At 73.0% G+C, this 10,738-nt stretch carries 11 protein-coding genes and 1 tRNA gene; 4 read left to right on the top strand and 8 right to left on the bottom strand.

Annotated elements, in window-relative coordinates:
- Positions 1-1,140 (top strand): ABC transporter permease (locus ACXJKB_RS22410; protein WP_457192380.1); only part of this gene is annotated, 1,140 nt, incomplete at its 5' end.
- Between the two features lie 101 nt (positions 1,141-1,241).
- On the opposite strand, the gene ACXJKB_RS22415 is transcribed toward ACXJKB_RS22410, so the two are convergent.
- From ACXJKB_RS22415 to ACXJKB_RS22445, 7 genes are all read right to left on the bottom strand, one after another.
- Positions 1,242-1,317: transfer RNA gene (locus ACXJKB_RS22415), tRNA-Ala, on the bottom strand.
- 80 nt (positions 1,318-1,397) lie between these two features.
- The gene (gene sepX, locus ACXJKB_RS22420) at positions 1,398-2,354 is read right to left on the bottom strand and encodes a divisome protein SepX/GlpR (RefSeq protein ID WP_457192382.1); all 957 of its coding nucleotides are present in this window, start codon (positions 2,352-2,354) and stop codon (positions 1,398-1,400) included.
- A 60-nt stretch (positions 2,355-2,414) separates the two neighbouring features.
- A complete protein-coding gene (locus ACXJKB_RS22425; protein ID WP_457192384.1) occupies positions 2,415-2,978 on the bottom strand; it encodes a GNAT family N-acetyltransferase in 564 nt (187 codons plus the stop codon).
- A gap of 53 nt (positions 2,979-3,031) precedes the next feature.
- On the bottom strand, positions 3,032-3,508 hold the full coding sequence (locus tag ACXJKB_RS22430) for a MogA/MoaB family molybdenum cofactor biosynthesis protein (protein ID WP_457192386.1): 477 nt from the start codon (positions 3,506-3,508) through the stop codon (positions 3,032-3,034).
- The gene (gene moaC, locus ACXJKB_RS22435) at positions 3,505-3,984 is read right to left on the bottom strand and encodes a cyclic pyranopterin monophosphate synthase MoaC (protein ID WP_457192388.1); all 480 of its coding nucleotides are present in this window, start codon (positions 3,982-3,984) and stop codon (positions 3,505-3,507) included. The genes ACXJKB_RS22430 and moaC overlap by 4 nt, the downstream gene beginning before the upstream one ends.
- A complete protein-coding gene (glp, locus tag ACXJKB_RS22440) occupies positions 3,984-5,213 on the bottom strand; it encodes a molybdotransferase-like divisome protein Glp (protein ID WP_457192390.1) in 1,230 nt (409 codons plus the stop codon). The genes moaC and glp overlap by 1 nt, the downstream gene beginning before the upstream one ends.
- Positions 5,206-6,621: a UTP--glucose-1-phosphate uridylyltransferase gene (locus tag ACXJKB_RS22445; RefSeq protein WP_300047191.1), complete on the bottom strand. Its 1,416-nt coding sequence runs from the start codon at positions 6,619-6,621 to the stop codon at positions 5,206-5,208. Before ACXJKB_RS22445 ends, glp begins: the two co-directional genes overlap by 8 nt.
- Before the next feature lie 22 nt (positions 6,622-6,643).
- On the opposite strand from ACXJKB_RS22445, the gene ACXJKB_RS22450 reads away from it, so the two are divergent.
- Complete coding sequence (locus tag ACXJKB_RS22450) at positions 6,644-7,252, top strand: 5-formyltetrahydrofolate cyclo-ligase (RefSeq protein ID WP_457192392.1); 609 nt, start codon at positions 6,644-6,646, stop codon at positions 7,250-7,252.
- A 4-nt stretch (positions 7,253-7,256) separates the two neighbouring features.
- Here the strand turns inward: ACXJKB_RS22450 and ACXJKB_RS22455 are convergent, their stop codons facing one another.
- Complete coding sequence (locus ACXJKB_RS22455) at positions 7,257-9,935, bottom strand: penicillin acylase family protein (protein WP_457192394.1); 2,679 nt, start codon at positions 9,933-9,935, stop codon at positions 7,257-7,259.
- Positions 9,936-10,039: 104 nt separating this feature from the next.
- Here ACXJKB_RS22455 and ACXJKB_RS22460 point away from each other — a divergent pair, with 104 nt between their 5' ends.
- Together ACXJKB_RS22460 and ACXJKB_RS22465 are read left to right on the top strand one after the other, a co-directional pair.
- On the top strand, positions 10,040-10,372 hold the full coding sequence (locus ACXJKB_RS22460) for an FmdB family zinc ribbon protein (RefSeq protein WP_457192396.1): 333 nt from the start codon (positions 10,040-10,042) through the stop codon (positions 10,370-10,372).
- Positions 10,373-10,466: 94 nt separating this feature from the next.
- Positions 10,467-10,738, top strand: a 272-nt coding sequence (locus ACXJKB_RS22465; RefSeq protein WP_457192398.1) for an SAF domain-containing protein, incomplete at its 3' end; no start/stop codon positions are given.

Raw genomic sequence — 10,738 nt, forward strand, 5'->3', positions numbered from 1 at the left:
ACCCTGGGGCTCGCGCGCCCGTTCAGCGCACCGGCGCGCGCGGCGGCGATGGTCCTGGCGATCGCGTTCGGCGCCGCTGCCGTCACGCTCGCGGCGGGCCTGGCGACGTCGCTGAACCGGATCCAGGTCGCCGCCGACCACTCGGCGGCCGACCTGGTCGTCGACGGCTTCACGGACGACGGCCCACCTGGTGCCCAGCGCACGCCGAGGCCAGGAACGGAACCGGAGCCCGCCGACCCGGCGGCGGTCGCGGCCGCGCTGGAGGCCGAGTCCGGCACCGCGCGCTGGCTGGGGTACGCCGAGACGGACGTGGTCGTGCCCGGACTGACGGGCGGGAGCTCATCCCTGGTCGAGTACACCGAGGACCCGGGGTGGGTCGGCTACGAGATCGTCGCCGGCCGCTGGTTCACCCGCCCCGGGGAGGCCGTCGTCCCCACAGAGGTGCTGCGGTCCACCGACAAGGAGATCGGGGACTCCCTCACGCTCACCCGCGACGGGGCGCCGGTGACGCTGACGATCGTGGGGGAGGTCTTCGACCCGGGCAACAACGACGGGCTCGTCCTCACCCAGGCCGACGCCAGCACGACCCTGACCACCTGGCTCGTCTCGGTGGCCGATGGCACCGACCACGGCGAGTACACCGACGCGCTCCAGCAGGCGCTGGACCCGCTGGACCTCGCGGCGCACCTGGAGAGTCCAGAGGGCGCCGACGAGCTGGTCGTCATCATCGACGCTCTGGCCGGCCTGCTGACCCTGATGCTGGTCGCCGTCGCGGGGCTGGGAGTCCTCAACGCTGTCGTGCTCGACGTTCGCGATCGCGTGCACGACATCGGGATCCACAAGGCGCTGGGCATGACCCCGCGGCAGACCCTGACGACCGTGCTCTCGTCGGTCGTGCTCGTCGGCCTCGTCGGTGGCCTGGTCGGCGTCCCCTCAGGGGTGCTGCTGCACGGCATCCTGATGCCGGCGATGGGAGACGGTGCCGGGGTCGAGCTGCCCCAGGTCGTGCTCAGCGTGTTCGGACCGTGGGAGCTCGCGATGTTCGCGCTCGGCGGGTTGGTGCTCGCCACGGCCGGCGCGCTGCTGCCCGCCGGGTGGGCGGCGCGGACCCGTACGGCGACGGCCCTGCGGACGGAGTAGCGCACCCGGGTCCTGCCGATCATCCGGCGGCTGATCGCGGCGCGAGGGCGGAACATGCGAGAACCCGCAGGTCCGGTCGACCTGCGGGTTCTTCGTCGTGCTGGTGGAGCTGAGGGGATTCGAACCCCTGACCTTCTCATTGCGAACGAGACGCGCTACCAACTGCGCCACAGCCCCATGCGCCCGGAGGCGCGACGCCAAGATACACGAGCAGTTCGACGCCGAGCCAATCGCCCTGGCGTCCGGCGGAGCCGGACTCAGGCGCCGCTGGCGCGGCGGGTCTCGCCGGCCTCGCGCGCAGCCTTGGCGGACTGCTCGGCCGAGCGTGCGAGGGCCGAGTCGCCGTCGTGGTGGCCGCTCGACCAGACGCCGGTGGAGTCGAGGTCGATCGTCGAGACCGTACGCCGCTGGGCGGCCGGCTTGCTGACGTAGGTCGGCAGCGTGGTGGGCACCATGTCCCAGGCGCCGACGACCTGGACCTCGCCGGTGACCACGGCCGGGGCGTCGGCCGCGGGCGAGGCCGCCGCGGGCTCGGCCGGGGCGTCGGGCACGCGGGGCTGGGGCGGGGTCACGGTGATCTCGCCAGTCAGGTCGGACTCGTCGAGCTCCTCCTCGACGATCGGCGGCATGCCGATCTCGATCGCGGAGCGGAGGGCGCGCTGGCGACGCTCGGCGCGCACCGACACCCGGCAGGCGACCAGCCAGGCGACCAGGACGGCCACCGGCACGGCGACCCACGGCCAGGCGACGACCTTCGCGACGGCGAGGCCGACCACGACGGCGTTCGCGAGGAGGACGAGGGAGAGGACGTTGCGGCGGCGCTTCGCGGCCCGGCGGGCGGACGCCCGCTCGGCGACCGGCGACAGGGCACGCGACGGCTGGCTCGACGGCTGACGGGACAACGCAGGGCCTGTGGAGACGGTGGCGGTGACCTCGCGGGTCACCTCGGTGGTGACCGACGCGGCGACGACCTCGGGCTCGGCGTGGGCCTTGGTCTCGACCGGCGGGCGCAGCGCGGCGCGGATCGGCGAGACGACCAGGCGCGCGTTGCGGCGGTCGACGGGCTCGCGTCGGGCGAGCACGCGCATCGTGTGGGAGAACTTCTCGACGGATCGGCTGCGGACGACCTCGTCGTGGTGCTTGAGGGCCTTGGGGATCAGGTAGACGGCCCACGCCACGGCAAGGGCGACGAAGATGAGAGCGCTCAGGTCCACGTCCGAAGCGTAGGAGCGGGGAGCGTGACCGAGGCGGATGTCAAGTGGTGTGTCGCAGAACTACTGGTGTGACTGGTGTGTCTCGAGCCGCGCGACCACACCCTCAGGGGCCTCCTCGGCGGTGACCGCGAAGATCCGGTGGTCGCGCCACGCCCCGTCGATGTGCAGGAAGCGTGGGGCGTAACCCACCTGCTCCAGACCGAGCTTCTCCACCACCCGCAGGGAGTTGGTGTTCTCGGGCCGCACGCAGATCTCGATGCGGTGCAGCCCGACGGGGCCGAGGCAGTGGTCGATGACCATGCCCACCGCGCGGGGTGCGACCCCGCGCCCGGCGACCTCGGCGGCGACCCAGTAGCCGATCGAGCCCCACTGCGCCGAGCCGCGCGCGACGTTGCTCACCGTGACCTGCCCGGCGAAGCGGCCCTCGACCTCGATCACGAAGGGCAGGCACTGCCCGAGCTTGGCCTGGTGGAGCAGGGAGCGGGTGACCACCTTGTACGACGACGGGCGCGGCGCGGCACCCGGCGGCACGGTGGCGTCCCACGGCCGCAGCCAGTCGTGGTTGCGGGCGCGCACGGCCTGCCACTCGTCGGCATCGGACCTGCGCAGCGCGCGGACGACCACGCCCTGCGACTCCAGCCGGGCGGGCCACCCGGGGGCGGTGCCCGACAGGCCGTTCAGTGGTCGCTCCCGACGACCTGCTCGACGGCGTGGCGGACGACGGGCTCGAGGACGCCGAGGCCGTCCTTCACCCCACCCCGCGAGCCGGGGAGGTTGACGACCAGGCAGTCGCCGGCGATCCCGGCGAGGCCACGCGAGAGCATCGCCGTCGGCACGCCCTTGGCCACCCCGGCTGCGCGGATCGCCTCGGCGATGCCGGGCACCTCGCGGTCGAGCAGCGGTGCAGTCGCCTCCGGGGTGCGGTCGGTGGGCGTGAGCCCGGTGCCACCGGTGGTGAGGACCAGCCGGGCGCCGGCGGCGACGGCCGCGGCGATCGCCTCGCGCACCGGGTCGCCGTCAGGCACGACGACGGGGTCGCCGCACTCGAAGCCCTGCTCGCGCAGCCAGCCGGCGATCAGCGGCCCGGTCTCGTCGGCGTACGTCCCGGCGGCGGCGCGGTTGGACGCGACGACCACCGCCGCCCGGAGGTTCATCGCTGCCACTCCCCCGAGCGACCGCCGCTCTTGCTCTCGACCCGGATGTCGGTGATGGTCGCGGCCTTGTCGACCGCCTTGACCATGTCGACGACGGTGAGCGCGGCCACCGACACGGCGGTCAGCGCCTCCATCTCGACGCCGGTGCGGTCGGTGGTGCGGACCGTCGCGGTGATGTCGACGGACTCGTCGGTGACCTCCAGGTCGACGGTCACGCCGGAGATCGCCAGCGGGTGGCACAGCGGGATCAGTGCGGGCGTCTGCTTGGCGCCCATGATCCCGGCGATGCGGGCCACGGCCAGCGCGTCGCCCTTGGGCACGCCCTCGCCGCGCAGCAGCTCGACGACGGCCGGGCTGACGAGCACGCGGCCGGTGGCGGACGCCGTACGGGTCGTGACGGGCTTGTCACCGACGTCGACCATGCGGGCGGCACCGTGCTCGTCCACGTGGGTCAGCCGTCCCTGCGGGTCCCCCATCAGAACTCCTCGTCGAGCTTGCGGATGGCGACCATCTCGCCGGCCGGGATCGCGGTCGTGTCGGCGGGCACCTCGATGAGGCAGTTGGCCGCCGCGAGGTCGCCGATGAGGTGCGAGCCGTGGCCGCCGACGGGCGAGACGAAGGTGCCGCCTCGGTCGGTCTCGTGGTGGCCGCGGACGAGCTGCACCTTGCCGTCCGGCGACGACAGGCCGTGGGTCAGCCGGGCGCGCCCGGCGGGCCGGACGTAGGGCAGCTTCCCCATCATCCGGCGGATCGCGGGCAGCACGAACATCTCGAACGAGACGTAGGACGAGACCGGGTTGCCGGGAAGGGTGAAGACCGGGGTGTCGTCCTCGCCGACGGTGCCGAAGCCCTGCGGCTTGCCGGGCTGCATGCCGACGCCGCCGAACCACATCGAGCCGTGGTGCGACAACGACTCCTTCACGACGTCGAAGTCGCCCTCGCTCACGCCGCCGCTCGTGACGACGATGTCGGCGCGGACGAGCTGGTCGCTCAGCGCCTCGGAGAAGGCGTGCGTCTCGTCGGGCACGATGCCGACGCGGTAGGCGATCGCACCGGCGGCGCGGGCAGCGGCGGCCAGGAGGTAGGAGTTGCCGTCGTAGATCGAGTCGCGGCCCAGCGGCGTACCTGGGTCGCGGAGCTCGGAGCCGGTGGAGATGACCACGACGCGCGGACGGGGGCGGGTGCGGACGGTCGCGCGACCCACGGCGGCGAGCATGCCGAGGTGTCGCGGCCCCAGGACCGTGCCCTCCTCCAGAAGCATGTCGCCCTCGGAGATGTCGTCGCCGGTGGGCCGGATGTGCTGGCCCGGGGTGGCGGCCCGGCCGATCCGCACGCTGGCGACGCCGCGGTCGGTCCACTCGTAGGGCACGACCGTCGTCGCGCCGGCCGGCACCGGGGCGCCGGTCATGATCTTGACCGCGGTGCCCGGCGACAGGGCCAGGATCGAGGACTGGCCGGCCCCGATCTCACCGACGACGGGCAGGGTGACCGGGGTGTCCTCGCTCGCGCCGGCGACGTCGTCGGCGACCACGGCGTAGCCGTCCATCGCGGAGTTGTCGAAGCTCGGCAGCGAGATCGGTGCGACCACGTCCTCGGCCAGGGCGAGACCGAGGGCCTCCATCAGGGGCTGCGGGAAGGCCGGCAGCGGGGAGACCGTGGCGAGGATCCGCTCGACGTAGTCGGCAACGGGCAGCAGGTCAGCCATCGGTGTCCTGGGCCGGGTCCTGCTCGCTCAGGACGGTGCCGCCCTCGACGCGCTGGGCGGACGAGGCGCCGAGCGCGACGTCGCCGACGACGCGCACGCCCTTGCCGAAGGTCCAGTCGCCCTCGACGGTGAACGACTCGGCCTCCCGCAGCGACGGGGCGCCCTCGGGGAAGCGCTTGTCGAAGTCGCCGACCAGCTTGTAGAAGTCGCCGTCCAGCGACACGAACGGCACCTCGTCGCCGGTCTGGTCGAGCACGAAGTCGCGGCCGAGGTCGTAGACGTCGGAGCGCAGCACGAGCAGGTCGTCGGTGGTCTTCACCGGGACGAAGCGGTCGCGGCCGACCTCGATCGTGAGCGCGCCCTCGAACACCTCGATCGCGGCACCCATCGCCGTCTCGATCTGGATGACCTCCGGCGTCGAGCTGTCGGCCGGGTCGAGGTGCTTGACGTTCTTGATCAGCGGCAGGCCCAGGATGCCGCCACGGGCGTCGAGCGCGTCGACCATCGCCTGCAGGTCGAACCACAGGTTGTTGGTCGAGCAGTACTTGTGGCGGTTGAGGTCGGCCAGCGCGTCCTTGTCGGCGTCGAGCGTCTGCGCCGACTCGCGCAGCACGATGCGGCCGTCGGCCTTGCGGCGGGCGAAGTGGCCGCCCTTGCGGTCCGAGGGCGTACGACGCACGGCCTCGATGGCGAACGGCGCCCCGCTCTGGGCGAACCAGCCGGCCACCCGCGCGTCGGGCACCGCGCCGAGGTTGTCGGAGTTGGAGACGAAGACGTAGCGGTAGCCGGCGTCGAGCAGCCGCGCCAGCAGGCCGGTGCCGCGCAGCGCGGTGTAGATGTCGCCGTGGCCGGGCGGGCACCACTCGAGGTCCGGGTGCTTCGGGTAGGCCGCGGGCATCAGGTCGGCGGCGAGGAGCTTGGGCTCCTTGTTCTGCAGGAACTCCAGCGGCAGGCCCTCGACCGGGAGGTCCTCGTAGCGCGCGAGCGCGGCCATCGTGTCGGACGAGGTGCGGAAGGAGTTCATGAACAGCAGCGGCAGCGTGGCGTCGTACTCCTTGCGGAGGTGCAGCACCTGCCGGGCGATGATGTCGAGGAAGCTCAGCCCGCGGCGCACGCACAGCAGCGACTTCGCACGCTCCATGCCCATCGACGTGCCGAGGCCGCCGTTGAGCTTGATGACCGCGGTCTTGCGGATGGCCTCCGCGGCGTCGCCCTCGGCGACCTCGACGTCGGCCAGCGACTCCATGTCGAGGGGCTCGATCGAGCCCTCGGCGATCATGCCGGTCTCCCCGTGCTCGAGGAGCCGGTAGTAGTGCGCGAACGTGTCGATCGCGACGTCGTCCACGCCGGCCTGGCGCATCTTCTCGCGCGCGAGCGCGAGGCCCTGCGGGTTGCCCTTGCTTGCCATGGTTCGATCGTAGGCTGCCGGTGTGGGACCGGGACACTCGGCGGCGAAGACCGCACTGCGCGACCAGGTTCTGGCTGCCCGGAAGCGGCGCCCGCTCGAGGCCGCCGCCGGGTTCGCGGCGTCCGTCGCCGACGTGGCACTCACGTGGGAGCCGGTCCGGTCCGCCGCCACCGTCGCGGCGTACGTCTCGGTCGGCAGCGAGCCCGGCACCGGCCTCCTGCTCGACGCGCTCACGGCAGCCGGCAAGCGCGTGCTGCTGCCGGTGGTGCTGCCGGGGCTCGACCTCGACTGGGCCGTCTACACCGGTCGCGAGGGCCTCACCCCCGCGGTGCGCGGCCTCCTCGAGCCGACCGCACCACGACTCGGGCGCGAGGCGATCGCGCAGGCCGACGTCGTCCTCGTGCCGGGCACCGGGGTCTCGCTGTCCGGCGCGCGGCTCGGCCAGGGCGGCGGGTGCTACGACCGCGCCCTGCCCCGCGTCTCCCCCGGCACCCCCGTCGCCGTGCTGCTGTACGACGACGAGGTCGGGCTCGCCGTGCCCGCCGAGCCCCACGACGTGCAGGTCGGCTTCGCGCTGACGTCGCGCGGTGTCGTGGCGCTCGGGCCCGCGGGATCCCCGGATATCCGGTGATCACTCACTCGGCGGGCGTGAGCAGCAGCCGGTCCTCCGCGGCGGCCTGCACGGCCTCGCGGGTGAAGGCCCAGGGCAGCGTCTCGCCGTCGACGTAGAGCTCGGTCTGGTCGGAGTAGTGCGACGACGCCGGGTGCCCGGAGACGCCGGTGAGGTTGATCCACCGCGAGTCGTCCCAGTCGGCGAGCGAGACGACCATCCGCATCGACGGCGCGGCGGTGACCTCGAAGCCCTCGACGGCGTTCCAGGACGTGGCGTCGACGATGGACGAGCCGCCGCCCACCTCCCAGCCGTTGCGGTTGAAGAGGCGCTCGACCGGCGCGACGCCCGACTCGCCGAGCGTGGGGTTGCGGAGGTTCATGCGGTGCAGGCGGCCCCACTCCCACAGGCGCGGGTCGCGGGACTGGCGGCGGGTCATCTCGTCGCGGGCGTCGATGAGCGAGGCCCGCAGGATGTCGTCGCGGGTCTCGACCGTGTCGTCGGTGGTCACGTCGTCCCACCACGGGCCGGCGGGATCGGACAGCATCTGGGTGACCACGCGGAACCACCGGTCGCCGCCGTCGGGCCAGGTGCGCTGCCGCAGCTCGTCGTGGAAGGTCTTGTCGAGGACCGTGCGCCACACGACGTTGAAGTACGCCGCGGCCGCGCTGTCGACCGGCGAGGTGAAGTCCCAGTCGCGCAGCAGGTTCTGGGCGTTGCGGTAGTAGGGGGACGGCAGAGCCTCGACGTCGAGGAGGTAGGGCACCAGCGTCTCGGCCATGGGGTTGGTGGAGTCGAGCTGGAGCCCGGCCATCTCCGAGACGGACAGCTCGCCCTCGCTCTCGAGCGCCTCGCGGATGCGCGTCGAGCGGTAGCCGTAGTCCCAGTCCTTCGTCAGGAGGTAGGGGTAGCGCTCGTCGATGACGGCCTGGTTGGCCGTCACGATGAAGCCCTCCTCCGGGTCGAGCACGCTCGGCAGCCCGTCGAAGGGGATGTACTCGCCGGTCCAGTCGTTGGCGCTGATCCAGCCCTCCACGGGCATGGTGCCGTCGTTGCCTGCCCTGCGGATCGGGATCCGGCCGGGCGACTGGTAGCCGATGTGGCCCTCGCGGTCGGCGTAGACGAGGTTCTGCGCCGGCACGGAGAAGTCGGCGGCGGCCGCCCGGAACGAGTCCCAGTCGGAGGCGCGGTTGAGGGCGAGGATCGCGTCGGCGGTCGGCGCCGGCTCGAGGGCGGTCCACGCCAGCGCGACGGCGTAGCCGCTCCCCCGCTCGCCCGGCTCGTCGGTGGGTGCGTTGGCGCCGACGGTCGCGAACTCCGTCGAGACGTCGCTGATCAGTGGCCCGTGGACCGTCTCGCGCACGCGCATCTCGACGTCGTCCTCGCCGCGCACCTTGATCGTCTCGGTGTGCACCTCCATCGCCTCGGTCGCGCCGTCGCGGACGTAGCGGTCGTCGCCCTCGGTCTGCTCGAGGAAGAGGTCGGTGACGTCGGGGCCGAGGTTGGTGAAGCCCCAGGCGATGTCGGCGTTGTGGCCGATGATCACGCCCGGCACCCCGGAGAACGTGAAGCCCGACGTGTCGAGCGTGCAGTCGGCCGTCCGCGCGCGGCAGTGCAGGCCCATCTGCATCCAGATGCCGGGCTGGCTGATGCCGAGGTGGGGGTCGTTGGCCAGGATCGGCTCGCCGGTGGCGCTGTGCTCCCCGTCGACGACCCACGAGTTGCTGCCGATCCCGCGGCCCTTGCCGATGAGCTCGGGCATCGCGTCGAGCCGGTCGCGCACCCGCTCGAGGGCCGCGACGACGCCGGGCGCGTACGCCGGCCGGCGGGGGTTGCGGGTCGCGTTGCCCGAGGCGTTCTGCTCGAAGACCCCGTCGACGACCCCACCGCCGCTGACGATCGGCGGGTGCTCGTCGAAGGGGTAGTCGGGCCACAGCGAGGCGATCTCGTCCTCGGTGTGGTCGAGCGAGAGCAGCACCCGGTCGACCTCGGCGTCCATGTTGCCGCGCAGGTCCCACGCCATCGCCTTGAGCCAGGCGAGCGAGTCGATCGGGTCCCACTCCGCCGGGGAGTAGTCGAGGCCGGTGAGCCCCAGCACGCTGTACTCCACCGCCAGCTGCGACGGGCTGCGGTCGGCGATGTAGGCGTTGACCCCGGCGGCGTAGGACGTCAGCGCGTCACGCGTCGCCGGCTCCAGCAGCGCCCACTCGCGCTCGGCGACGCGCCGCCAGCCCATCGTGCGGATGAAGCGGTCGGTCTCGAGGGTGTCGGGGCCGAAGATCTCCGAGAGCCGGCCCGCGGTGACGTGGCGGCGGAAGTCCATCTCGAAGAAGCGGTCCTGCGCGTGCACGAAGCCCTGCGCGAACATCAGGTCGGCGTCGGTGTCGGCGTAGACCTGCGCGATGCCATGCTCGTCGCGCACCACCTCGACGCTCGCCGACAGCCCGGGAACCTCGATCTCACCGTCGGTCTGCGGCAGCGGGCGGCGTACGACGACCACGGACACCGCGGCGAGCACCAGCAGCAGCACCACCAGGCCCAGCGCGGTCCACGCCGTCCAGCGCACCGCCCGGGGCGCACGCTTGAAGGCCTGCCAGCGCGAGCCGCGGGCGGGCTCGGTGGTCTGCTCGGTCGTGGCAGCCGAGGCAGCCGAGGCGGGGGTGGGGTCGGGGGTGGAGTCGGGGGTGTCGGCAGGCTCGGTCATCGCTCGACCATTGTGCCGTACCATTGGCAGTCGAAGGGCCCGAGTGCCAGCGCGTCGCGCCGGCCCGGCCGATCCCGCACCACCGTCGCTGCCAGAGGACCCACATGCCGACCTACCAGTACGCCTGCACCGAGTGCGGCCACTCGTTCGAGCAGTTCCAGAGCTTCAGCGAGGACGCGCTCACCGTCTGCCCCCAGTGCGACGGCCGGCTGCGCAAGCTCTACAACGCCGTGGGCGTGGTGTTCAAGGGCTCGGGCTTCTACCGCACCGACAGCCGCGCGGAAGCGGGCTCCTCGACGCCGGCTTCGTCGTCAACCGGCGCCGGCACCTCCTCGTCCTCGACCCCGTCGACCAGCACGACGAGCTCGTCGTCCAGCTCCTCGTCGGGTTCCTCCTCCAGCTCGTCCTCCAGCTCGTCCTCCAGCTCGTCCGACTGACTCACCGCGGGTCGAGGAGGTCGCGCAGCGACCGTCACGAGACCCCTGTGGAGAGGCCGAGCGGGCGGCGGTCGCCCCGGCCTAGCGTCGGTGCATGTTCCCGGGACTTCCACCGGCCAGGCGCCGGCTGCGCGCCGTACGCCACCAGCTGCGGCGCCGTCGTCGGCTGATCGCCGCCGTGCTCACCGCCGTCGCCGCTCTTGGCGCGCTGCGCACCCTCGCGCCGCCACCGGCCGAGACCGTCGAGGTGCTGGTCGCCGCGCGCGACCTGCCCTCCGGGTCGCTCCTCGCCGACGACGACCTCGTCACGCGCGAGTGGCCGGCCGACCTCGTGCCGGGCCGGGCCGCGTCCGCTCCGGCCGGGCG

The organism is Nocardioides sp. P5_E3, from assembly GCF_054049275.1.

What these genes read in the sequence shown, in the direction of transcription:
- ACXJKB_RS22430 (WP_457192386.1), bottom strand. Translation starts at nt 3,508, where the DNA reads ATGAACCTCCGGGCGGCGGTGGTCGTCGCGTCCAACCGCGCCGCCGCC.
- moaC (WP_457192388.1), bottom strand. Translation starts at nt 3,984, where the DNA reads ATGGGGGACCCGCAGGGACGGCTGACCCACGTGGACGAGCACGGTGCC.
- glp (WP_457192390.1), bottom strand. Translation starts at nt 5,213, where the DNA reads ATGGCTGACCTGCTGCCCGTTGCCGACTACGTCGAGCGGATCCTCGCC.
- ACXJKB_RS22445 (WP_300047191.1), bottom strand. Translation starts at nt 6,621, where the DNA reads ATGGCAAGCAAGGGCAACCCGCAGGGCCTCGCGCTCGCGCGCGAGAAG.
- ACXJKB_RS22455 (WP_457192394.1), bottom strand. Translation starts at nt 9,935, where the DNA reads ATGACCGAGCCTGCCGACACCCCCGACTCCACCCCCGACCCCACCCCC.
- ACXJKB_RS22460 (WP_457192396.1), top strand. Translation starts at nt 10,040, where the DNA reads ATGCCGACCTACCAGTACGCCTGCACCGAGTGCGGCCACTCGTTCGAG.